The following is a 22,416-nucleotide window of genomic DNA, read 5'->3' as shown; positions in this document are numbered from 1 at the left end:
ACGCGCGGCGTTAGGGTTCCGGCTGAAATAGCGGCAACACGTCGTGCGCGAGTTCTTCGATCACGTCGGCGGCAGGGCGCTCCGATGCGAGGTTGAACGTCACGTGATGCGTGCCGCCGGCGCGCATGTCGTTGAGGATGCCGACCAATGCGTGCCGGCCGGTTCGATAGCCTAACGTGACAGGCTGCGCCGGCTCATGCGGATCGCGGCTGAGCTCGAGCCGCATCGCCACGCCGAATGCGCGAAACGCAGTGGGCGCCGCGCGTTCGACCGCGGCGCGCCACATGCTGTAACGCGCTCGCTGTGCATCAGGCTCGCGATGATAAGTCATCCACCCCAGCGAATGCCGCGCGATCCAGTCGACGCTCTGGCCGCCCGAGCCGACCGCCAGCAGCGGCACGGTATTCGCGCTGTCGGGCAGTAGCTGGAAAGCCGGCGCGCCTTCGGGCGCACGATCGGGAATCACGCGAGACGGCTTGCCGAGCGCCGCCGCCAGTGTGTCCCAATGTCGTCGATACAGTTCGCGCCGCTCGTCCGGGTCGCGGCCAAAGGCTGCGTATTCCGGCGGGCGGTCACCGGAGCCCAGTCCTAGAACGAAGCGGCCGTGACTGAGCATGTCGACGGACAGCGCCGCCTTGGCGATATGCAACGGATGGCGCAGCGTCAGCACGATCGCGCCGCTCACGAGCGCGATACGCTGTGTGTGCACGGCAAGTGCGCCGAGCAGGGCCCACGGGTCGAGATGGCCGACCGGGTCCGGATAGTCGGCGCTGTTCAACGGCACGTCGCGGACCCAGAGCGCGCGAAAGCCGCGCTCGTCGGCGAGCCGCGCAAGAGTCAACTGCTCGTCGAAATCGGCGACGATGGTGCCGGCGCGCAGCAGCGGCAGCGTGAGTCCGAGACTGAGTGCATCGTTTGCGAACACGCGGCTCGCCGCGGTTTGTGCGTGATTCTGCTGTCCGCTTGCTGTCGTCAACTTTCGGCTCCTTCTGGTTGATCGGATCGCGCCTGGCCCGATGCTAACACCGCGTCAGAACAACTGCCTTTGCCCCGACAGCAGCGTCGTGAAATCATCGCGCAGCAGCGGCAGAATGGCATCGGCGACGGGCTGCAATTGCCGCGTCAGATAGTGTTCGTAGTCGATTGCCGAGCGCAGCGTTTCCAGTGGTTCGGGACCGGCCACCGTCATCACGTAGCTGATCCAGCCGCCGTTCTGGTATTGCAGCGGGCGCCCTTGACTACGGTTGAACTCATCGGCGATGCGCGCCGCGCGCACATGCGGCGGCACGTTGCGTTCGTATTCGCCGAGCGCTCTGCGCAGGCGCTTGCGATAGACGAGCTGATCGTCGAGCTTGCCGTCGAGCGTATCGCGCACATAGTCGCGCACGTAATCCTGATACGGCTGCTGCCTGAATATGCGTCCGTATAGCGCCTGCTGAAACTGCTGCGCGAGCGGCGTCCAATCCGTGCGCACGGTTTCGAGTCCTTTGTAGACGATCTCCTCGCCGCCGTCGGGCAAGACCGTTAGTCCCGCATAGCGTTTCTTGCTGCCTTCCTCCGCGCCGCGAATGGTTGGCATGAAAAAGCGCCGATAGTGCCGCTCGAACTGCAATTCGAGCGCGCTGTCGAGTCCGAACCGCGCGCGCAGATTCTGTCGCCACCACGCGTTGATGTGCTCGACGAGTGCGCGGCCGATGCGGCCGGCGTCTTCCTCGCTGTGCGCATGTTTGAGCCACACGAAGGTCGAATCCGTGTCGCCGTAGATGACCTCGTAGCCTTCGGCCTGGATCAGCTCGCGCGTGGTGTGCATGATTTCGTGGCCGCGCATCGTGATCGACGACGCCAGACGCGGGTCGAAGAAGCGGCAACCGGTGGAGCCGAGCACGCCGTAAAACGCGTTCATGATGATCTTCAGCGCTTGCGAAAGCGGCTTGTTGTGCTCGCGTTTGGCGCTTTCGCGGCCTTGCCACACTTGCGCGACAATCGACGGCAGGCAATGGCGCGTGCGTGAGAAGCGTGCGCCGAGAAAGCCCGGCACGGAGTGCTCGTCGCTAGGGTTCAGCATGCCTTCCACGAGTCCGAGCGGGTCGATCAGAAAGGTGCGGATGATCGACGGATACAGGCTCTTGTAGTCGAGCACGAGCACCGAATCGTACAGGCCGGGGCGCGAGTCCATCACGAAGCCGCCGGGGCTCGCCGCGCCCGCGACATCGCCTAGATTGGGCGCGACGTAGCCTTGCCGGTGCATGCGCGGCATGTACAGATGCGTGAACGCCGCGACCGAGCCGCCGCTGCGATCCGCGGGCAGGCCGGTCACGCTCGCGCGTTCCAGCAGGAACGGCAGCAGCTCGGTCTTCGCGAAGATGCGCGTGACCAGCTCGCAGTCCTTCAGGTTGTAGTGTGCGAGCGCGGGCTTGTCCTCGTCGAAGCGGCGCTGGATTTCGTCCATGCGCTGATACGGATTGTCGATGGCCTTGCCCTCGCCGAGCACCGCGCGCGCCACGTGTTCGAGACTGAACGACGGAAAGCTCCACGTCGCGGAACGCAGCGCCTCGATACCGTCGATGATCAGCCGTCCCGCGGCACCGGCAAAGAAGTGATTGCGCGTGAGGCCGTGTTCGCGCCACTCCATCACCGTACCGCCGCGGCCGAGCCGCAGTGGTACGCGATATTGTTCGGCATGCTGCTGCAACACACGCAGATCGAACTGCACGAGATTCCAGCCGATGATTGCATCGGGGTCGTGCCGCTCCATCCACAGGTTCAGTTTTTCGAGCAACTGGGCGCGCGTTTCGCAGTATTCGAGTTCGAAGTCGAGCCCGCTCGCGTCGCCGTTCGGCGGTCCGAGCATATACACCTGGCGTTGTCCGCAGCCTTCGAGCGCGATCGAATAAAGCTCGGCATGCGCGCTGGTTTCGATGTCGAGCGACACGAGTTTTAACGGCGGACGATAGTCCGTGGCCGGTTTTAACTCGCTGTTCAGCAGCGGGCCGCCCGGTTGCGACTCGCCGCCGAACCACACCGGCGCGGTGATGAAGCGCTCCATCATGTAGCGCTCGGGCGGGAAGATATCGGCTTCGTAGACGTCCACGCCGCCTTGTTTCAGGCGTTTCTCGAAGCCCGTCAATTGCCGGTACTGCGGGCAGTAAAGCCCCAGCACCGGCCGATGCTGGAAGTCGCGCAGTTCGAGTGGACGCAGATCGAGTGGCATGTCGCGGCGCAGGATCGTTTCGGCGCGCTCGCGGTGTTCGGCGGGAATGAATGCGACCGATGGCTGAGGGCGCAAGCGGATATGACGGGGCCCGCCGTCTGTTGCCAGCCAGAAATCGATCTCCGTGCCGGCGGGCGTGTCCCGCCAATGTCGGGTCAATATGAAACCCTGCTCAAGCTCAGTCAAACTTCCACCTTTAAACGGGCGTCATCGCCTCGCGCGATTTTACCGCCATGCGCGCCGGGCGGTGCCGATCCGAGGCGCCTCGCGAATGCGGCATCCGTACGACCCACCCTTACTGCAGCCTCGCGGCGCTATCTGTATGATCGTGCTGCAGCGATTCCTTCGGCGCAGCGCATGCGCCGGTCAAGTCTACTAAGAACGGAGTGAACGAGATGACGTTGGGCAAACTTGTTGTCGTAGTCGCGGTAGCTGCAACCAGTCTGGGTGCGCAGGCGCAGGTCGCCGGCACGCAGACGCTGAGTGTCACGGTCGAACAGTCCAATGCGCTGCTAAGCGGCTGGAGCGTGAAGAAGAGCATTCTCGGCAAGGCCGTGTACAACGACCAGAACGAAAAGATCGGCACGGTGCGTGATCTGGTGGTCGCGCCGGACGGTTCGCTGTCGGCAGCGATCGTGTCCGCCGGCGGCTTCCTCGGCGTCGCGTCGCATGACGTCGCAGTGCCGATCGCCGCGCTCGATATTCATGACGGCAATTTCTATCTGGCAGGCGCGTCCAAGGCTGCGTTGAAGGCGACGCCCCAGTTCCAGTACAACAAGGTGCAGACGCCGCCGAAGCCGAAGAAGCTGACGGGGCAGTGAGTCAGGGAGCCGGTCGAGCGATCGGCTCTGATACGTTCGGCGGCTTGCGATCGAGCTGCCAATAGACAAGCGGCGCACGTGGCGCGAAACGGTTGATGTAGTGCAAACCGGTTCATGCTAACGGCGCCGCTATTGTATTGCTGAGAGACTATGCGAACCGTCCGGGTTTGAATAAGGCCCGTCAATAAAGCCTCAAAAAATCAGACCAGAGCGCCAAGCCGCCGCCCCGAAAACTCATCAATCAAGCCTCCAGAGCAAGCGTCGCGAAAGTACCTAGCCAGTGCTCGCCCATATAGTCGCCGGCCACATGAGGCAGCGCGCTTTGCAGGTGACGCTCGGCGGTATCGCACAGCACGGTCCGGCGAATGTCGCCGGCGGGCAGCGCCCGTGCGAGCGAGCGCTGGCACCACGCCCGGCTCAGATTCAGGCCGTCCAGGTGCGCGATCTTGCCGTCGCTGCGATCGGTCACGGTCACCGGTTCGAACAGCGTCGCGGGTTTCTTCGCACCGAGATCCGGCAGAAAGCGCCCGAACCAGTCGACGAATTGCGCGGCCGGCAGCACGCGGCGCATCAACTCCGCTTCCATCAGCGAAGGCGAGAGGAACTCGTCGCCGGCCGGCTCCCAGGCCTGACACGCGACGTCGTTCAGAAACCAGCGCTCCGCGGTACTGACGAGCAGCGCCTCGAGCGAGCTGTGTGACGTCTGGCGCGCAAAATCCAGCGTGAGCGCAAGGGCGAACGCCATGTTGAAGTGCGTGCCCACGCGTAGCGGGTAAGTCGCCTTCGGCAAAAATTCCTCGAAGCGTCCGACGAAAAACCCGGTGAGCGGCGCAAAGGTCTTCGACCAGCGCGCCGCGTCCGCGAGTTTCAGCGAGTGCAGCTGCGCGCTGAGCGCGAGCAGCCAGGCCCAGCCATATGGCCGTTCGAAACCACGGTTGTGCGGCAGCTCGAGATACGCGAGTTCGCCGGCCACGTTGGCGTCGGTGAAGTGCTCGTCGACCACCGCGATGATGCGCGCGGCTTCGGGCAGATCGGGAAAGCGCTCCAGCAGATGCAGGATCAGCCAGTAACCGTGCACGCACGAATGCCAGTCGTAGCTGCCGTAGAAGATCGGATGCAAAGCTCGCGGACCTTGCACGTCCTGCGGTCCGGCGAGCGCGTGCGTCAGCTTGTTCGGATACTCGCGCGTGAGGTGAGCGAGCGCGAGATTGGCGAAACGGGACGCAATTTCGCGAGTGAGTTGAACGGTCATCGACAGGCTCCTCAGAAGCGGAATACGAGCAGATACAACAGTATGGTATTGACGATCAGCAATAGTAAAGCGGTCGGCCATTGCGCCTTGATCACGCCGTTCTGGTCTTTCAGCTCCAGCAGCGCCGCCGGCACGATATTGAAGTTCGCGGCCATCGGTGTCATCAAGGTGCCGCAAAAGCCGCACAGCATGCCGATTGCGCCCAGAATCGCGGGGTTGCCGTTGAATTGATGCACGATCAACGGCAGGCCAATGCCGGCGGTCATCACCGGAAAGGCGGCGAACGCGTTGCCCATGATCATCGTGAAGATCGCCATGCCGAAGGTGTACGCCGCGACCACCGCGAATGCCGAGTCGACCGGAATCCACGTTTTCACGAGATCCGATACCACGTGGCCCACGCCGGCAATCGCGAACAGTGCGCCGAGCGCGGCGAGCATCTGCGGCAGGATCGCGGCCCAGCCGACGGTGTCCATCGTGTGCCGTGCGTCCTTGAGCGCGTGCACCGGCGAATCGCGCAGCATGAAGAGCGCCGTGCCGAACGCGACCAGCGTGCCCAGTACGAGCGAAATCAGCGTGACGTTCTTCGTTTCGACGAACGGTGCGTATTTCAGCGTCAATGTGCCGAGCAAGGTAATGACCGGAATCAGCAGCGCGGGGATGAACAGCTTGTTGCCGAAGCGCTGCGCATTCGCTTCGCGGCGCGCGGCGGCCGCTTCGCTGTTACTGTCCGCGCGGCCTTTGCCGAGCTTGCCGGAACCGGCGATCAGCGCAAGCGCGATGGCGAGACAGCCCATCACGAAGTGCGGCAGTTCCCCGCCGAACATGAACGTGATCGCGTAGATGCCCCAGAACAGAAAATTGACGACGCGGCGCGGATTCGAACGGTCTTGCAGATTGAAGAGCGCGAACGCGGCAAACATCAAACCGGCCAGCACATAGAGGGATTCGAGTTTGATCATCACTGCGCGGCGCTCCAGCCCAATGCATTCATTTTGTGCGACAGGCTGCGGTCGAGCAGCATGAGCCGAACCATGTGAATCACGAGCGCGGCGATGGCGGTGGGAATCGCCCATACCGACACGTGCAGCGGTTCGACCACGATGCCGTTCTGTTCGAGAAAGCCTTTGATCAGCAGGATCGACTGGATCGCGATGAAAATGTCTTCGCCGAAGAACACCGCGATGTTGTCCACCGCCGACGCGTTGGCGCGAATCTGCTGGCGCACCGCATCGGGCAATTCGCCGTAGCGGTTCGCAGCGGCCGCTTCGGCCATCGGCGCGATCAGCGGACGCACCATTTGCGCGTGACCGCCGAGCGACGTGAGCCCGAGCGCGGCCGTGACCTGACGAATCACGAAATAGAGCATCAGCACGCGGCCGGTGGTGGCGGCGTGAAGCCGCGAAATCAGGTGCCGCGCCTGTTCCTTCAGGCCGTTGCGTTCGAGCAGCGCGATCACGGGCAGTGTGAGCCAGATCAGGCCCATGTAGCGGTTATCCGCGAACGCCTTGCCGAAGGCGCTGACGATTTCCACCGGCTGCAGGCCGCCGGCCACGCCGGTGGCGACCCCCGCAATGGTCACCACGAGTAGCGCGTTAAAGCGCAATGCGAAGCCGATTACGACGATCGGCACGCCGATTAGAACCCACATAGGGGGTCTCCTTGTTCTGTCTTCTGCCTGGTCGGGGTTGTGCCGCCGCCGTGCGTTCCGGCGCAGATTCGCCGGTTGCCAATGGGTGGCAGGCGACGGAATCTAACACGAGACTTTATCGATAAATAGTCGGTAATTTGGGTTTATCGGGTAAACGCCAGGGTGGGACAGAGAGGGCGCAGGAAGGGCGCAGGAAGGGCGCGGCGAAACAGACCACTGTTCCAGACATCGAAAAATTGCGACTCAGCGGCCACGCGCGCGCGCTATCGTTCCGCCCTTTTCTCGAGGACGCCGACGCGCCCGTGGACCAACCCGCCGCGGCAGCGCTTGCCTGAAGCAGCGCGACACAAACAACACAGTACAAAAAAGAACGGACGCGGGGGGCACGTGGCCCGCGCGAGCGCGTCCATCGCGGCATGGAATGCTGCGGGCAGACGGGGCGAGTGGCTGGATCCGCCCGCACTCGGCATGCACGGCAATACGCACATGATGATGGACGCTAACAGCGACGACGTGTGTTCCGCGTTGTACCCGGATGGCTCGACGAGCATGTGGGGATGGACTGCCGGGTTGCCTTGCGTACCGCCATTACGCCGCGCCGAGTTGCCGCGCAGTTGAATCGATCGCCGCTTTGGCCTTCGAGACGATTTCGTCGATCTCGATTTTGCTGACCACGAGCGGTGGCGACAGCAGCATCCGGTCGCCGGTGGCGCGCATGATCAGATTGCCGTTGAAGCAGAAGTCGCGGCAAATCGTGCCGACGTCGCCGCCATTGGCGAAACGCCTGCGCGCCGCCGGGTCTTGCGCGAGTTGCAGACCGGCCACGAGACCCGCGCCGGCAATCTCGCCGACGATGGGATGATGGGCGAAGGTATCGCGCAGCTTTTTCTGGAAGTACGGGCCAATATCCGTTTTGACGCGCTCGACGATCTTCTCGTCGCGCAGCAGCCTGAGATTGGCGAGCGCGACGGCGGCCGCCACCGGGTGGCCGGAGTAGGTGAGGCCGTGATTGAAGTCGCCGCTCTCGATGATCACCTTGGCGACCCGGTCGTGTAAGCCGACTGCCCCCATCGGTACATAGCCGCTCGTCAGCCCCTTCGCGAGCGTGATCAGATCGGGCTCGAAACCGAAGTGCTGATAGGCGAACCACTCCCCCGTGCGGCCGAATCCGCCGATCACTTCGTCGGCAACCAGCAGAATGTCGTACTTGCGGCAGATGCGTTGAATCTCCGGCCAATACGTCGACGCCGGGAAGATCACACCGCCCGCCCCCTGGAAAGGCTCACCAATAAACGCGGCCACCTTGTCCACGCCGATTTCGAGGATCTTCGCTTCGAGCTGTTGCGCGCGCGCCAGCGCGAATTCTTCCGGCGTCTGCTTGTCTTGCGCTTCGCCGAAGAAATACGGCTGATCGATATGCACGATGTTCCCGACTTTCGAGGGCATCTGTTCATGCATATAACCCATGCCGCCGAGCGTGCCGCCCGCGATCGTCGAACCGTGATAGCCGTTCTTGCGCGAGATGACGAACTTTTTCGTGTGCTTCTGCTGTGCCGCCCAGTACTGGTGAACGATGCGCAGCACCGTGTCGTTGCCTTCCGAGCCGCTGTTGCAATAGAAGAAGTGCTTGAACGGCTCAGGTGTCAATTCCGCGAGCAAGGCCGACAGTTCGATCACCGGCGGATGCGTCGTCTTGAAGAAGGTGTTGTAGTAGGGGAGTTCCTGCATTTGCCGGTATGCGGCGTCGGCGAGTTCCTTGCGGCCATAGCCGACGTTCACGCACCAGAGCCCCGCCATGCCGTCGATGATTCTGTTGCCTTCCGAATCCCATAGATACACGCCCTGGGCTTTGACGATCACGCGGCTGCCGCTGCGATTGAGCGAGCCCATATCCGAAAACGGATGAATGTGATGGGCGGCGTCGAGCGCGCGGTATTCGGCGGTGCTGCGCGCCGCGCTCTGCACGGCTTGCGCGTGTTGCATGTACGCGGCTTCTTCGATTCTGTAGCTCATACTCCCTCCAGTTTTTCTCTTTGCATCTGATAACGACGTCGTAAGACTGGGCCTTTTTTTGATCCGGTCTCAAACGTGCAGCAGCAAATGCCGGCGTTCCCACGAACTGATCACGCGGAAAAACGCCTCGTACTCGGTCTCTTTCAACGCCAGGTAGGCTGTGACGAATTTCTCGCCGAGTACTTCGGCAATCGGTTCGCAGGCGGCCATCAGCGTCAGCCCTTCTTCGAGGTTGCGCGGCAATTGATACGGCAACGCATAACCGTCGCTGAGCAGCGGTTCGGTGGCGTCGAGTTGCTGTGTCATGCCGAGATAGCCCGCGGCCAGCGTCGCGGCAATGGCCAGATATGGATTGCAGTCGACGCCCGGAATGCGGTTTTCGATGCGGCGCGCGGCCGGTCCCGAATGCGGAATGCGAAAACCCACTGTGCGATTGTCATAACCCCACGCGACGTTGATCGGTGCGGCCATGAAGCGCGAAAGACGGCGATAGGAATTGATGTACGGCGCGAAAATCGGCATCAGCGCCGGTGTGTACTTCTGCAAGCCTGCGATATACCTCGTGAACTGCACCGTCGGTTTGCCGTCCGCGCTGGTAAAAATGTTCTCGCCGGTTTCTTCGTCGATGAGGCTTTGATGCATGTGCATTGCCGAACCCGGTTCGCTTTCCATCGGTTTGGCCATGAAGGTTGCATACATCTTGTGGCGCAATGCCGCTTCGCGCACCGTGCGTTTGAACAGGAACACGCTGTCGGCGAGCTTCAACGGATCGCCGTGCATGAAGTTGATTTCCATCTGCGCGGCGCCGACTTCATGGATCAGCGTATCTACTTCCAGTTCCTGCACCTCGCAGTACGCGTAGATGTCTTCGAAAAGCGGATCGAATTCGTTGACCGCTTCGATCGAATATGACTGCCGTCCTGTTTCCGGACGCCCCGTGCGGCCGATGGGCGGTTGCAGCGGCAAGTCCGGGTCCTTGTTCATGTCGACCAGATAGAACTCGAGTTCGGGCGCGATGACTGGCTTCCAGCCTTTGGCCTTGTAGAGTTCGAGTACCCGGCGCAAAACGCGGCGCGGCGAGATCGCGACCGGTGTTCCGTCGAAATGAACGCAATCGTGAATCACCTGAGCAGTGGGATCGACGGCCCATGGAATCATCCGAATGGTGGCCGCGTCGGGCACGCACACCATGTCCGGATCGGTGACGCCGGTGAGCGAGCCGTCTTCCGGATACTCGCCCGTGACGGTCTGGATCATCACCGCCTGCGGCAAGCGCATGGACTCGCCGGATTCGAACTTGCTGCGCGGAATGATCTTGCCGCGCGCGATTCCGGCCATATCCGGAATGATCGCTTCGATTTCGGTGACGTGATGCTTCTTCAGAAAATCGTCGATGTCATGCATGATTGTTCTCTCAGTTTTTGGCGCGCGACCGGCTCAAACCTGCATGGCGGCGGATGCAAATGCCGCGCCGCAGCCGGTCCTGGTGCGCATTCGATCGCGGCACGCGTCGCCGAACGTGCGGAAGATCGCGGTGGAGAGCGGGTCGTCCGCGTACTTCCACTCCGGGTGCCACTGCACGCCCAGTGCGAAAGCGCATGCGTCGTTCACGCTGACCGCTTCGATCAAGCCATCCGGTGCGATGGCTTCGGCAGTGAGACCTACGCCCAGCCGTTCGATGCCCTGGCCGTGCAGGGAATTCACGCGCGCCTCATTCGCGTTGCCCACGAGGCGCTGCAGCAGGCCGCCTCGCATCAACGTGATCGAATGCGACGCCGCGTATTGCACGTCGAGGTCGTCCTGTTTGTTCTCGCGGTGGTCGTTCAGGCCCGCCACTGCGTGAACGCTTTGATGCAGGCTGCCGCCGAACGCCACGTTCATTTCCTGGAAGCCCCGGCATATGGCCAGTACCGGTACGCCGGCGGCGAGCGCCGCGCGCATCAGCGGCAGTGTCGTCGCATCGCGTGCGGCGTCGTGCAGCGTGCCGGGCGCACTGGGATGGCCGCCATAGCGATGCGGCTCGACGTTCGAATAGCTGCCGGTAAACAACAGTCCGTCGACTATCGGCAACACGTCTTCAGCGGACTGGCGTTCACCGAGCGCAGGCAGCAGCATGGCCAAGGCCTGCGAGCCGTCGACAATCGCCGCAATGTATTTCTCGCCGACTGCGTGCGACGGGTGGGCTCCGAGCATCGTTCTGTCGGCGCTGATGCCGACCAGGGGTTTGTTTCGCATAGCGAGGTGTGTGATGTGAATAGCGCTAAAACGCGGCGCGACATGACCTCGCAGCCGCGCAGAATGCGCGAGGCCGCCAGGAGTTTGCGTGCTGTCGCTGTCGAGGGAAGACGCGCCGCGCGCAGTAGCAGGAATGGCCGTTCGATTCGATCCGCCGCAGTGCGCGAGTCACTGAGCCGCGTTAATCCGCGCGAAGCGCAGGGACGGCAGACAGCATCGCGCATACGCACAAACGCGCATAGGCAAGCGGATAGAACGGATGGCGAAAAGGAGGGAGGCGCTACGGCAGCAGCGAGGCAACTTCGTCTGTTCGCACCGCAATGAAAGCGCGCGCGGAAACGGAGTTGTGACGTCGAACTGAACGACGGGACAGGATCGGAAAGACGGACAGGAAGCGGCGGAACGTAAGGCTGCCGTTGCTGCCGTCGGCGATGGCGGTGTCAGCGAGCGTACAACCCGCCTGACTGCGATTCCATCTAACCAAAGGGCCTCGGACTCTCACGATTACACTCGACTGGCAACGTTGAAAGTATTGAACGGCCTGCTCGAAATCCGCACGGGGCGTTTAGAGAAACAGACCGCTGGCATGATCGTCTCGAAGCTGTGCGAAATGAATTCGCGGGGCCCCAGAACATCATGAGATGTCTTTGCCATGCGCGAGACGACCGCCTTGGTAACTAGCATATACGAGCCAATAAGGCCGTCAAACCCCTTTTTGAAAAAGTTGGATCGGAATTTACCCAATGTGCAATTACTCGAGTGATCAAAGGCACTCGTATTCATTGCGCACATTGCATCGATCACCGCGCTTACTCCGCGAGCCTCGCACGCACCGTGTATTCACCCTCGGCGCCTGAATGATCATGATCTTCGAGCATATGGGCCATTGCCGTATTGAAGTCCGGCGGCAGCGGTTCGACTGGATAGCCGCGTTTCTCCCACGCGTCGAGTCCGCCCTTCAGCGCGCGGATATGATGAATGTTCTTGCGATGCAACTGGGCGACGATGCGCTTGGCCGTCGCCTCGTTGGGACACACGCAGTAGACCACGATCGGCCGCTTCAGGAGTTCGGGATGAATCGGATCGGGTGAGTCGAGATCGAGTGGCCGTGCGCCGGCAATCCGGTGCGACTCCTTTTCGCGCACGCTGGGTGGGCGTGCGTCGAGAATCAGCGGCGGCTCATTCGACTTCATCAACGCGTCGAGCTGATCCGGCGTGATACGCGTATGCGCGAGCCAGCGGCGAAACTGCAAACGGCGCACCCAGCGATACAACAGCGCGGCCACGAAGATCGCCGCGAAAGCATCGAAGATCGTGCCGCCGTTTTGCCGCACGAGCAGCACCAGTTGCACGATCTGATCGTGCAACGCGGCGCCGCCGATCACCCACACGCTGGCCCACAACGTGGCGCCGACCATATCCCACCACAGAAACACGCCGACACTAATCGCGGTCGTGCCGAGCAACGGTGCGGAAATCAGCCCGAGTCCCGGCAGAAACTTGGCGATCGTGAGAATCGGCGCGCCGTAGCGCTCATAGGTATTGCGCGCGACGCGCACCGTGGTGTCCAGCGAAAGGGAGAAGCGCACCAGATAGTTCAACAGACGCCGGCCATACGCCCGTCCGGTGAAGAACCATAGCAAGTCGGCGATCAGCGTCGCGGCAACCGCGGCGAACACGACGTGGACGTACGAGGTTTGCCCCATGGCGGCCATGGTGCCGCCGAAGATCAGCATCGGCGCGGCCGGGATCGGCACACCGAGCTGGGTGATGAGCACGCTCATGAAAACGGCCCATACGCCCAGCGAGGCTGGGATAGCAACCGGGAAATGCCACACAACCGCGCTCCTGAGAAGGCAATGAAAGGAAATGAAACGAAGTCAGGCTCTCGCCGCGCATGGCGAACACGCATCGGCGCGAAGAGCGGATTTAAGCACAGGTGGCGAAAGGACGCAGCGAGTGCAGCCGAACGCCGCGTGGATTCTAGCTGGATCAGTCGGCAGGAAGCCACGCGCGAAGCGGCTGGCGCGGCCCAATGGGCCGGTTGCTCAGCGCGAATGGAAAGAGGCGGCGGGTCCGGTCAGATCACGCGTCGGCGGCCGGGTCGTAGGGCACGACGCGTTCGTGTTCGTCCGGATGGTTGCGCGCGACGATGGCGCGCGCGGGGCGCGCGTCGTCGAGATTGAAGGGCTGATGCGGCACGCCCGGAGGAATGAACAGGAAGTCGCCCGCTTCGGTAATCACGGACTCGCGCAAACCCGGACCATAGCGGGTCTCGATTCGGCCTTCGAGCTGGAAGATCGCGGTTTCGTAGTCGGCGTGAAAGTGCGGCTCGGCATGACCGCCCGGCGGCACCACCACCATGTACATCGACAAACCCGTGGCGCCCGCGGTGCCCGCGGAGATGCCGACAAAGTAGGGTAGCCGCTGGGTCGTCATCATCTCCAACTCGGGGCGCACCTTGACGACCGTGGCCCGCGCTTCGCGCAAAACGTCCGACATGGTTTCTCCTGTGCTGGTCGCCGCCGCTGCTCGCGGTTCGGCTCACGTTCCCTGAGACTGCAAGTCTAGACGATATGGGCGGCGAAATCAGACTGTGTCGAGCGCGCAGCAGTTGGGTCGACGATTGCTACAATCGTCTTCGTGCACCTTGAGATATAACGGAGACATCGCATGACAAAAGCTCAACCGATCAGCCGCTACCCCGTGCCGCAGCCGGGCGAATGGCCGGACGACGTCCGCGCCCGCATCCTTGAAGTGCAGGAGAAAGCCGGCTTCGTGCCGAATGTATTTTTGACGCTCGCCCATCGCCCGGACGAATTCCGCGCGTTCTTTGCCTATCACGACGCGCTGATGCTGAAGGACGGCGGCCTCACCAAGGGCGAGCGCGAAATGATCGTGGTCGCCACGAGCGCCGTGAACGAATGCCTCTATTGTGTGGTCGCGCATGGCGCGATTTTGCGCATCTACGAGAAGGCGCCGTTGCTTGCCGATCAGGTCGCCGTCAATCATCGCAAAGCGGATCTCACCGCGCGGCAGAAGGCGATGCTCGACTTCGCGCTGAAGGTGTGCCGCGAATCCGGCGCAGTCGGCGACGCCGATTTCGAAACGCTGCGCGAGCACGGCTTTAACGATGAAGACATCTGGGACATCGCGGCGATTACCGCATTTTTCGGTCTGTCGAACCGGATGGCCAACGTCATATCGATGCGCCCGAACGATGAGTTCTATCTGATGGGGCGCGTGCCGAAAGACGCTGCGGAGAAGCGGAAAAAATAGCCGCACGGATTTGATCTGGTATCCCTATCGAATCGAGCCGCTGAACAAGCCCACTCACGCACGCACTGGTTCGCGCCGAAGCGCGGGCTTGTTCACCGTGGTGTCATCGATCGGAAAGTGCAGCATCGCGGCGACGAGCCCGGCGACAACCGTCGCTTCCCACAGCAGCGAATACGACCCCGTCAGATCGAACACCAGTCCGCCTAGCCACGCGCCGAGAAACGAGCCGATCTGATGGCTCAGGAAGCACACGCCGAACAGGCTGCCGAGGTGGCGCGTGCCGAACACTTTCGCAACCAGCCCGCTCGTGAGCGGCACGGTGCCGAGCCAGGTCAAACCCATCACGGCCGCGAAAATCACCACGGACGCGGCGCTTTTCGGCAACACGAAGAACGCGCCGATCGTCACGCTGCGAATCAGGTAAAGCCAGCCGAGCACATGATGCTGCCGGAACCGGCCGCCGAGCCAGCCGCACGCCCAACTGCCCGCCATGTTGAACAGGCCGATCAATGCGAGCGCGGTGGCGCCAAGCCCGAGCGGCGTATGACAGAGCGAGAGATACTCGGGCAGATGCGTCGCGATGAACGCAAGCTGGAAACCGCACGTAAAGAAGCCGAGGGTCAGCAGCCGGTAGCCGCGATGGCGGGTCGCCAGCGCGAGCACCTCGCGCAGCGGCGCGGCAGGCGCTTCCTGGCGCGGCGTGCCGACTCGCGCGCGCCGGTCGAGCAGGATGCCGAGCGGGGCGATCAACAGCATCAGGAAGGCCAGCACGAAGAGCGACGTGGCGACACCCGAACTTTGCCGGATGCCTTGCACGAGCGGAATCATCAGCACCTGTCCCGCCGAGCCGCCTGCGCTCACCAGCCCCATCGCCATGCTGCGCTTTTCCGGCGTCGCAATGCGGCCGACCGCCGGCAACACGACCCCGAACGTCGTGCAGCTCACGCCGATGCCGACCAGCAGTCCCATGCCGACGATCAACAGCGCGCTGTTCGGCGCTACGGCCGCGAGCCCGAGGCCTGCCGCGAACGTCGTCGCGCCGAACGCGACCATCGGCGCCGAGCCGTAGCGGTCGGCGGCGGCGCCCGCGAACGGTTGCGCGAAGCCCCACACGAGATTGTGCAGCGCGATGGCGAACGCGATCTGCGTGACCGGCAAGCCACGGTCGAACGAGAACGGGCCGATGAAAAGCCCGAAGGTTTGCCGAATGCCCATCGCCGCGCTCAGGATCAGCGCGCCGGCGAGGATCACGAGGATCGTCGGGTTGAAGACGGGGGCGAAGCGTTTGCTATTGGCGCTCGACATGGTTCTGATCTCCTTGGACACCATGGTCGCAGCGGGCGTCAGAACCGGCAAAGGAAAAGATTTCGCCAACAGGTGAGCGTGGCTCACCCGTGCGGTGTTACGTGCGATTCGGCTTCAGCTCGACGCGGTTCTCGAGCGCGGACCGTTGGCATCGGCGGGCGCGTCGAACTGCCCGGCCTCGCCGATGAGCCAGCGTTTGAAGTCGCACAGTTCCGGCCGGCGGTCCGCGTTTTCCGCGCTCACGAGCCAGTAGGCGCCAGCCGAATCGATCGTGTCGGTGGAGGCTTCGACGAGCGCGCCGCTCGCGAGATCGTTATCGACCAGCGGCCTTCTGCCGAGCGCGACGCCGAGGCCCATGGCAGCCGCTTCGAAAGCGAGCTGGATCGTGTCGACGCGCAAACCTCCAGTGGCCTCGATACCGTTGGCACCAGTCGCATCGAGCCACGCCTGCCAGTCTTCGCTCGCCGCGTTCACGTGAATCAGCGTCGCGTGTTCCAGCTTGATGTTGCCGTGCTCATCGCGCAGACTCTCCAGATAAACGGGGCTGCACACAGGTACGAAGCGTTCGCCGAACAGGCGCGTCCACGCGGCGCCCGCGACCGGAGACCGGCTCAGGCGAATCGCGAAATCGAAGCCGTCGACCGGAAAGCCGACCTGGCGGTGCGACGTGTCGACGCTCACGTTCACCTTCGTCCAACGCTCGCGAAAACCCGCGAGGCGCGGCAGCAGCCAGCGCGACGCGAAAGTCGGCGCGCAGCTCAACGCGATCGGGCGGTCCGCGCGATGGTTCGGCAGGCGTTGCGTTCCAATGGCGATCAGCGAAAACGCTTCGGCAACGTAGGACAGGTAATCGGCGCCGGTCGTCGTCAGCGAAATGCCGCGCGGCTCGCGCACGAACAGCTCGACGCCGAGCGCCTGCTCCAGCCCGACGATGCCGTGACTGATCGCGCTCGGCGTCACGTTCAGTTCCGCGGCGGCGAGCTTGAAACTCTGATGCCTGCCGGCCGCTTCGAAGAAGCGAAGCGCGGGCAGAGGTGGCAGACGAAGCGGCATGTTGCATCCCCAAGGACGGCACGCGGTGACGGTGGCTCTGGCTTCAGCCGCGTTTCACGCGCGCGTGCTGTTTCGCAAAAGCATACCTTGCCGCGCGGTTTCGATTGCGGCCGCAATGGCAGGGTTGCCGGATGCCGTCGCCCACCTCGGACGATTTTTTCGCCATGAATGTCGATTTGCCACGACCCCGATCGTCGTGACCATATGGAGGACGACAGGAGCGACGATAAGCGCCCTCCATCCCTTTTCCGCACAAGGAGATGGCTGATGACTGACGTAGACACATCCGCGCAAACACTCAAGCCGGCGCGGCAACTGGCCGGGCAGCCGCCGCGTTTTCCCGGCGAGAGCGCCGACTATCGCCGCGCACGCAACGACTTGCTGGCCGAGGAGATCGAATTGCGCCGCCATATCGAACGGGTGGCGGTGCAGCGCCGCGCGCTGCCGCCTGGCGGCGTCGTGCCCGAGGATTATCGTTTCGACGGCGAAGCGGGCCCGGTGACGCTCTCGGAGATGTTCGGCGAGCACGACACCCTGATCACCTACAACTGGATGTACGGCCCGCAGCGCGCGCGGCCCTGTCCGATGTGCACGTCGCTGCTGAGCGCCTACGACGGCGAAATGCCCGACATCCTGCAACGCGTGGCGTTCGCAGTGATCGGCCGCTCGCCAATCGAAAAGCTCGTCGCGTTCAAGAAGGAGCGGGGCTGGCGGTATCTGCGGCTGTATTCGTCGGGCGGCAACACCTTCAACCGCGATTACGCGGCCGAAGATCCCGCCGGCGACGACAACCCGGCATTGAACGTGTTCACGCGTTCGAACGGCACCGTGCGGCATTTCTGGGCCGAGGAGATGGGGCCGGCGTCTGCGGATCCCGGCCAGGACCCGCGCGGCGCACCGGATCCGATGCCGCTGTGGACGCTGCTCGACATGACACCTGGCGGACGCGGCACCGACTGGTATCCGAGGCTCGACTATCCGAACGTGCCGCGCTAAGCGCGCGGTGGCCGCGTCATCACGCTGCATCCTGCTGCCGTTGCGCGGGGTCTGGACGCGGCCGGACTAGCGCTGCGCGTCCATCGCGTAAGCCTGCCCCGGCGCGGCTTGCAGATATGCGGCAACGGCGCACGCGCGCATCGGCCGGCTGAACAGATAGCCTTGCACCGCGCGCGCGCCAAGCGCTTGGACGACCGCGGCTTGCGACGCCGTTTCGAGTCCTTCCACCACGCATTCGAGCCCCAGGTTGCGGCACAGGTCGAGCACCGACTTGACGATCTTCTTCGACGCGCTGTTCGAGTCCACGTCGGTCACGAAGCTGCGGTCGATCTTGATCGTATCGAACGGCAGCCGATGCACGTAGCTCAGGCTCGAATAGCCGGTGCCGAAGTCGTCGAGCGAGACACGGCAGCCGGCCTGTTTGATCATCGTGAGCGAGCTGCGCGCCTGCTCGAAATCGCGCGTCACGGCGGTCTCCGTGATTTCGAACGACACGCGCTGCGGCGGCACGCCGCTCGCCGCCACGATATCGATCAGACGCCGCGCGCGCGCCGACGTCGAGATGTCCACAGCGGACAGATTGAACGAGAGAAACAGATCGCACGGCCAGCGCGCAGCTTCGTCGAGTGCTTTGTGCAGCAGCACCTCGGTAATGTGCAGAATCAGTTCGGTGCGCTCGGCAATCCGAATGAACTCTTCCGGCCTGATGGCGCCAAGGCGCGCGTTGTGCCAGCGCCCGAGCGCTTCCAGACCGATGGGGCGCCGCGTGAGCAGATCGTAGATCGGCTGGAATTCCAGAAGCAGCTCCGCTTCGAGATCGGCATGGCGCAGTTCCTGGGTCACGAGGCTCGAGCGGCGGATGCGCGTTTCGTGCTCCGTCGAGAAAATCACCGGCTTGCCGCGGCGGCTTTCCTTGCCGAAGTACAACGCGGCGTCGGCACGTTCGAAAACCTGCGCGACGGTCGTGCCGGCTTCGGGAAACGCGGCCCAGCCGATCGTCCCCGACAGCTCGGCGATATTGCCTGCCACGCGATACGGTGCGCTGAGCGCGTCGCAGATGCGCTGGCCCAACTCGACGAGCGCTTCGTCCGATAACCTCTGCTGCGCGAGGACGCCGAATTCATCGCCGCCGAGGCGCGCGAAGAAGAGGCCCGGCTCGGCTTGCGCGAGCAGTCGCGAGCCGACCTCCTGGAGCACGAGGTCGCCGCTCGCGTGACCGTAGATGTCGTTGACCTGTTTGAAGCCGTCCAGATCGATCAGTCCGACATTGAAGCCGCTGCCCGTGGCGAGTGATTGTTCCGCCATCGCGCGCAACGACGCGAAGAAGCTGCGCCGGTTGGGCAGGTCGGTCAGGCTGTCGATGCTCGCGAGACGGAAGTTGTCGTCGCTGAGCCGCTGTGTTTTCTGCTGGCTCGCCTGCAGTTCGCGCTGTGCATGCACGACGTCGGCGAAGGTCCGGTAATAGAGCTGGATGATGACTGCGAGCGCGACGCCCACCAGCGTCATATCGATCGCCATCGCGATGAACACCGGATAGCCCGTGAAAACGAGGAAGGTGGAAAAGCTTAGGATGACGATGGAAAGCAGTAGCAGCGCGGCCGTGCGCAGATGCATCAGGCAGAACACGCAGCCGACCAGCGTGGTCGCCATATAGAACGCGACCTGCGCCTGCTCGAACGCGGTGCCGTAGGGAAACAGCAGAAGCGACCAGGCGCTGAACGCGACGCCGAACAGGCCGGCGAGCCAGGTCACTTGGCGCAGTTCGGCCTCGGCCGTGTCGCCGGTGAGCACGCGGTGCCGGACGTGCCACCAGCGTATGCAACGGACAATGCACAACGTGCACAGCACGGCGGGCAGATAGATGGACAACCATGCCGGCGCACTTTGCCAATGCGTGACCGCTACGGCCATCGTGTTGACGAGCAGGATGAAATAGAGAAGCGGAATCTGACGGCTGAACGCCTGAAGCTGCGAGCACGCGAGCTCTGGGTCGCGTTCCGTGACCCAGCGTGCTTCCCTTAATCTGGCTAGCCGACCCATTCCCTTCCTTTTAACGTTTGCGTCGCGTACGCAGCTTTGTATATCGGCAATGCCGGGGCGAGCTTGATAGGCTATTGGAAGGAAATAAATGGGGCGTCGAGCAAGCGGTAAGTCCGACCTGGCAGGACTTTGATGCGCGAGTCATTTATGCCGCGCCGCGTACTGTGCCTGGCGTTTCTGCTGATTCATAGCATCGGGCACGACAGCACACGTTGAGGGGGAACGGCGGTGCCGGGTTCGCCATTGGTGGCCGGCGTGCCTTGCGGCGGGGTCGACACGAGGCGCACCGCATTCACGCCCGCATTCGCCAGCACGTATTTTTCCGCGCTTTTCTCGGGTTGCCAGTATGCGCGAAAGGCGCCGCTGTCGCCGAAGATCAGCAGCTTGCCGTGGACCGTTTTCGCGCCGCTGACCAGATCGACGGGTTCGCCGTCCCGCATTTTGAAGCCTTCGGGTGTCGCCGAACCGGTTGCGCCGACGAGCGTGGCGCAGCCGTTATCGTCGGCCGCCGAGGCGGCGCACGACAGCGTGGCAACCAGCAAGCCTGTTGCAATATGGCGAAACTTCATTTTTATTTCCTCCCGAATTCTTAAATCGCTCGGGGCGTCGAGCGCCCCACGCCGAATTTCTGCGATCCACCCTAACACAGCCAAAATGCGTGCTCGCAGCCGTTTTGGGGCCGCTAAAGTACTGAAATTGCAACGGATTGTGATGCGCTGCCGATGCGCGCAAAGCGCCGGAAGCGCGTAAGCGCGCGATTCTTATGGCACTTTGCGACGAAAAATCGTCAAATTGGCTCTGGGCGGGTGATACAAGCCTTACACGAAGGTTTGCGCGAATGCGCGCCTATGCGTTAGTGTGTCGGTCCCGGCGCGACAGATGTGGCGCCGGTTCCATGATTACCATACGGGAAGTGCTATGAACAAACAGGAACTGATTGATGCAGTCGCCGCAGCGACGGGCGAAAGCAAAGCGGCCACCGGCCAAACCATCGACGCAATCGTCGAAGCGGTGACCAAAGCGGTTGTCAGCGGCGATACGGTGCAACTGGTCGGTTTCGGTTCTTTCTCGACCGGCGCGCGCGCAGCACGCGTGGGCCGCAATCCGTCGACGGGTGCCGAGATCCAGATCGCGGCAGCCAAGACGGTGAAGTTCACCGCCGGCAAGGCGTTCAAGGAAGCCGTCAACGCGTCGTAATGCAACGCGCTTCACGCCGGAGCATCCGCGTGCGCGCTGCCATGCTGTGACGCGTGCGGCGAGCCATGTATCGGGCGTGATGAATCACGCGCTGCCCAACCCCGTCGAGCTGGACCGGTCGGTGGCTGGTGCGGCGCGTGTGCCTGAGTCGCGATGAATTGCGACTTGCGACGCGCCTCGTTCGACCTGCGGCTCAACCCGCCGCACGACGCTTGCGGGTGGCGTCGGCGAGGGTGTCGAGCGCCGGCTCGGTTTGCGCCCAGCTCACGCAGGCATCCGTAATCGATACGCCGTAACGCAGCGGCACACCGGCCTTCAGATCCTGACGGCCTTCGTCCAGATGACTCTCCAGCATGACGCCGATAATGCGGCGCTCGCGCTGCGTGAGTTGCTGCGCCAGATCCTGCACCACGTCCAGTTGGCGCAAATGCGATTTGCCCGAGTTCGCATGCGAACAATCGATCATCACCTGTTCGCGCAGACCCGCTGACTTGAGCGCCGCGCAGGTCGCCTCCACCGACGCGCTGTCGTAGTTCGGTCCTTTCTTGCCGCCGCGCAGGATCACGTGCGCGTCGTCGTTGCCGCGCGTTTCGAAGATCGCGGCCATGCCCATTTTCGTCATGCCCATGAACGCGTGGCTCGCACGCGCCGCGACGATCGCGTCCGCGGCGATCTGCACGCCGCCGTCGGTGCCGTTCTTGAAGCCGATCGGGCAGCTCAACCCCGAGGCCAGTTGCCGATGACTCTGGCTCTCCGTCGTGCGCGCGCCGATGGCGCCCCACGCGATCAGATCGGCGATGTATTGCGGGCTGAGCAGGTCGAGAAATTCGGTGGCGGTGGCGAGGCCCAGGCCGTTGATGTCGAGCAGCAGTTGCCGCGCGAGGCGCAGGCCTTCGTTGATGCGGAAGCTGCCGTCCAGACGCGGGTCGTTGATATAGCCTTTCCAGCCGACCGTAGTGCGCGGCTTCTCGAAGTAGACGCGCATCACGATCAGCAGATCGTTCTTGTAGGTGTCGGCCGCGGCCTTGAGCTTGCGGGCGTATTCGATCGCCTGGTCGTGGTCGTGAATCGAGCAGGGGCCGACGATCAGCACGAGCCGGTCGTCGCGGCCATGCAGAATGTCGGCGATTTCCGCGCGCGTTTTTTCGACGAGCGTCTGCACCGCTGGCGGCACGGGCAGTTCGTCTTGCAGCAGCGCAGGGGAAATCAACGGACGTACCGCGCCGATCCGGACGTCGTCGATGCGCGTAGTGTCCTGGGTGGCGTCGGCCGAGCCGACTTCCTGATCGTGCAAAGGATTGTCGATGGCGCTCAAAATATTCTCCCGGGGCCTGGATGATGAGGCGGCGTGGCCGCCTGAATG

Annotated in this window: 20 protein-coding genes; 4 read left to right on the top strand and 16 right to left on the bottom strand. The window is 63.1% G+C overall.

Features of this window, described 5'->3' with window-relative positions:
• Positions 1-10: 10 nt before the first annotated feature.
• Positions 11-976, bottom strand: coding sequence for an LLM class oxidoreductase (locus B0G69_RS28565; RefSeq protein ID WP_121323164.1), 966 nt, complete (start codon positions 974-976; stop codon positions 11-13).
• 54 nt (positions 977-1,030) lie between these two features.
• A complete protein-coding gene (locus B0G69_RS28560; RefSeq protein WP_121323162.1) occupies positions 1,031-3,397 on the bottom strand; it encodes a DNA polymerase II in 2,367 nt (788 codons plus the stop codon).
• Between the two features lie 209 nt (positions 3,398-3,606).
• On the opposite strand from B0G69_RS28560, the gene B0G69_RS28555 reads away from it, so the two are divergent.
• Positions 3,607-4,032 carry a PRC-barrel domain-containing protein gene (locus B0G69_RS28555; protein WP_121323160.1) on the top strand — a complete coding sequence of 142 codons (426 nt, stop codon included), beginning with the start codon at positions 3,607-3,609 and terminating at the stop codon, positions 4,030-4,032.
• A gap of 241 nt (positions 4,033-4,273) precedes the next feature.
• Here the strand turns inward: B0G69_RS28555 and B0G69_RS28550 are convergent, their stop codons facing one another.
• The 9 genes from B0G69_RS28550 to B0G69_RS28505 all read right to left on the bottom strand — a co-directional run bounded on the left by B0G69_RS28550 (position 4,274) and on the right by B0G69_RS28505 (position 13,685).
• Complete coding sequence (locus tag B0G69_RS28550) at positions 4,274-5,284, bottom strand: DUF2891 domain-containing protein (protein ID WP_121323158.1); 1,011 nt, start codon at positions 5,282-5,284, stop codon at positions 4,274-4,276.
• 11 nt (positions 5,285-5,295) lie between these two features.
• The gene (locus tag B0G69_RS28545) at positions 5,296-6,246 is read right to left on the bottom strand and encodes a DUF979 domain-containing protein (RefSeq protein WP_121323156.1); all 951 of its coding nucleotides are present in this window, start codon (positions 6,244-6,246) and stop codon (positions 5,296-5,298) included.
• Entirely contained in the window at positions 6,246-6,935 is a 690-nt protein-coding gene (locus tag B0G69_RS28540; protein WP_121323154.1) for a DUF969 domain-containing protein, read from the bottom strand. The genes B0G69_RS28545 and B0G69_RS28540 overlap by 1 nt, the downstream gene beginning before the upstream one ends.
• A gap of 588 nt (positions 6,936-7,523) precedes the next feature.
• A complete protein-coding gene (locus B0G69_RS28530; protein ID WP_121323152.1) occupies positions 7,524-8,948 on the bottom strand; it encodes an aspartate aminotransferase family protein in 1,425 nt (474 codons plus the stop codon).
• A gap of 69 nt (positions 8,949-9,017) precedes the next feature.
• Positions 9,018-10,352, bottom strand: a complete 1,335-nt coding sequence (locus tag B0G69_RS28525; RefSeq protein WP_121323150.1) for a glutamine synthetase family protein — start codon at positions 10,350-10,352, stop codon at positions 9,018-9,020.
• Between the two features lie 33 nt (positions 10,353-10,385).
• On the bottom strand, positions 10,386-11,183 hold the full coding sequence (locus tag B0G69_RS28520) for a gamma-glutamyl-gamma-aminobutyrate hydrolase family protein (protein ID WP_121323148.1): 798 nt from the start codon (positions 11,181-11,183) through the stop codon (positions 10,386-10,388).
• A 280-nt stretch (positions 11,184-11,463) separates the two neighbouring features.
• Positions 11,464-11,667 (bottom strand): hypothetical protein, encoded by a 204-nt coding sequence (locus B0G69_RS42155; RefSeq protein ID WP_121323146.1) that lies wholly within the window; start codon positions 11,665-11,667, stop codon positions 11,464-11,466.
• Between the two features lie 325 nt (positions 11,668-11,992).
• Positions 11,993-13,021 carry a VTT domain-containing protein gene (locus B0G69_RS28510; RefSeq protein ID WP_121323144.1) on the bottom strand — a complete coding sequence of 343 codons (1,029 nt, stop codon included), beginning with the start codon at positions 13,019-13,021 and terminating at the stop codon, positions 11,993-11,995.
• Between the two features lie 247 nt (positions 13,022-13,268).
• The gene (locus tag B0G69_RS28505; RefSeq protein WP_121323142.1) at positions 13,269-13,685 is read right to left on the bottom strand and encodes a cupin domain-containing protein; all 417 of its coding nucleotides are present in this window, start codon (positions 13,683-13,685) and stop codon (positions 13,269-13,271) included.
• A 171-nt stretch (positions 13,686-13,856) separates the two neighbouring features.
• Here B0G69_RS28505 and B0G69_RS28500 point away from each other — a divergent pair, with 171 nt between their 5' ends.
• Positions 13,857-14,462 (top strand): peroxidase-related enzyme, encoded by a 606-nt coding sequence (locus B0G69_RS28500; RefSeq protein ID WP_121323140.1) that lies wholly within the window; start codon positions 13,857-13,859, stop codon positions 14,460-14,462.
• 54 nt (positions 14,463-14,516) lie between these two features.
• Here B0G69_RS28500 and B0G69_RS28495 read toward each other — a convergent pair whose 3' ends face one another.
• Both B0G69_RS28495 and B0G69_RS28490 read right to left on the bottom strand, forming a co-directional pair.
• Entirely contained in the window at positions 14,517-15,767 is a 1,251-nt protein-coding gene (locus B0G69_RS28495) for an MFS transporter (RefSeq protein ID WP_121323138.1), read from the bottom strand.
• A gap of 114 nt (positions 15,768-15,881) precedes the next feature.
• The gene (locus tag B0G69_RS28490; RefSeq protein ID WP_121323136.1) at positions 15,882-16,820 is read right to left on the bottom strand and encodes a LysR substrate-binding domain-containing protein; all 939 of its coding nucleotides are present in this window, start codon (positions 16,818-16,820) and stop codon (positions 15,882-15,884) included.
• Between the two features lie 267 nt (positions 16,821-17,087).
• Here B0G69_RS28490 and B0G69_RS28485 point away from each other — a divergent pair, with 267 nt between their 5' ends.
• Positions 17,088-17,816, top strand: a complete 729-nt coding sequence (locus B0G69_RS28485) for a DUF899 family protein (protein ID WP_121323134.1) — start codon at positions 17,088-17,090, stop codon at positions 17,814-17,816.
• A gap of 66 nt (positions 17,817-17,882) precedes the next feature.
• Here B0G69_RS28485 and B0G69_RS28480 read toward each other — a convergent pair whose 3' ends face one another.
• Together B0G69_RS28480 and B0G69_RS28475 are read right to left on the bottom strand one after the other, a co-directional pair.
• Positions 17,883-19,856, bottom strand: a complete 1,974-nt coding sequence (locus B0G69_RS28480) for an EAL domain-containing protein (RefSeq protein ID WP_121323132.1) — start codon at positions 19,854-19,856, stop codon at positions 17,883-17,885.
• Between the two features lie 185 nt (positions 19,857-20,041).
• On the bottom strand, positions 20,042-20,425 hold the full coding sequence (locus B0G69_RS28475; protein WP_121323130.1) for a hypothetical protein: 384 nt from the start codon (positions 20,423-20,425) through the stop codon (positions 20,042-20,044).
• A 349-nt stretch (positions 20,426-20,774) separates the two neighbouring features.
• Between B0G69_RS28475 and B0G69_RS28470 the strand changes: the two genes are divergently transcribed.
• Positions 20,775-21,053 (top strand): HU family DNA-binding protein, encoded by a 279-nt coding sequence (locus tag B0G69_RS28470; RefSeq protein ID WP_042324988.1) that lies wholly within the window; start codon positions 20,775-20,777, stop codon positions 21,051-21,053.
• Between the two features lie 193 nt (positions 21,054-21,246).
• Here the strand turns inward: B0G69_RS28470 and B0G69_RS28465 are convergent, their stop codons facing one another.
• Entirely contained in the window at positions 21,247-22,368 is a 1,122-nt protein-coding gene (locus tag B0G69_RS28465; protein WP_121323127.1) for a 3-deoxy-7-phosphoheptulonate synthase, read from the bottom strand.
• Positions 22,369-22,416: the final 48 nt, after the last annotated feature.

The sequence above is a fragment of the Paraburkholderia sp. RAU2J genome, assembly GCF_003634845.1.
Taxonomy (GTDB): domain Bacteria; phylum Pseudomonadota; class Gammaproteobacteria; order Burkholderiales; family Burkholderiaceae; genus Paraburkholderia; species Paraburkholderia fynbosensis.
Note: the sequence above shows the minus strand (reverse complement) of the source record. Positions and strands in the feature narration are given on the sequence as shown.

Excerpts from the sequence above, each read along its gene's own strand:
- B0G69_RS28525 (WP_121323150.1), bottom strand. The coding sequence starts at position 10,352 with ATGCATGACATCGACGATTTTCTGAAGAAGCATCACGTCACCGAAATC.
- B0G69_RS28500 (WP_121323140.1), top strand. The coding sequence starts at position 13,857 with ATGACAAAAGCTCAACCGATCAGCCGCTACCCCGTGCCGCAGCCGGGC.
- B0G69_RS28555 (WP_121323160.1), top strand. The coding sequence starts at position 3,607 with ATGACGTTGGGCAAACTTGTTGTCGTAGTCGCGGTAGCTGCAACCAGT.
- B0G69_RS28550 (WP_121323158.1), bottom strand. The coding sequence starts at position 5,284 with ATGACCGTTCAACTCACTCGCGAAATTGCGTCCCGTTTCGCCAATCTC.
- B0G69_RS28520 (WP_121323148.1), bottom strand. The coding sequence starts at position 11,183 with ATGCGAAACAAACCCCTGGTCGGCATCAGCGCCGACAGAACGATGCTC.
- B0G69_RS28495 (WP_121323138.1), bottom strand. The coding sequence starts at position 15,767 with ATGTCGAGCGCCAATAGCAAACGCTTCGCCCCCGTCTTCAACCCGACG.
- B0G69_RS28470 (WP_042324988.1), top strand. The coding sequence starts at position 20,775 with ATGAACAAACAGGAACTGATTGATGCAGTCGCCGCAGCGACGGGCGAA.
- B0G69_RS28485 (WP_121323134.1), top strand. The coding sequence starts at position 17,088 with ATGACTGACGTAGACACATCCGCGCAAACACTCAAGCCGGCGCGGCAA.
- B0G69_RS28540 (WP_121323154.1), bottom strand. The coding sequence starts at position 6,935 with ATGTGGGTTCTAATCGGCGTGCCGATCGTCGTAATCGGCTTCGCATTG.
- B0G69_RS28545 (WP_121323156.1), bottom strand. The coding sequence starts at position 6,246 with ATGATCAAACTCGAATCCCTCTATGTGCTGGCCGGTTTGATGTTTGCC.
- B0G69_RS28480 (WP_121323132.1), bottom strand. The coding sequence starts at position 19,856 with ATGGGTCGGCTAGCCAGATTAAGGGAAGCACGCTGGGTCACGGAACGC.
- B0G69_RS28475 (WP_121323130.1), bottom strand. The coding sequence starts at position 20,425 with ATGAAGTTTCGCCATATTGCAACAGGCTTGCTGGTTGCCACGCTGTCG.
- B0G69_RS28505 (WP_121323142.1), bottom strand. The coding sequence starts at position 13,685 with ATGTCGGACGTTTTGCGCGAAGCGCGGGCCACGGTCGTCAAGGTGCGC.
- B0G69_RS28530 (WP_121323152.1), bottom strand. The coding sequence starts at position 8,948 with ATGAGCTACAGAATCGAAGAAGCCGCGTACATGCAACACGCGCAAGCC.
- B0G69_RS28490 (WP_121323136.1), bottom strand. The coding sequence starts at position 16,820 with ATGCCGCTTCGTCTGCCACCTCTGCCCGCGCTTCGCTTCTTCGAAGCG.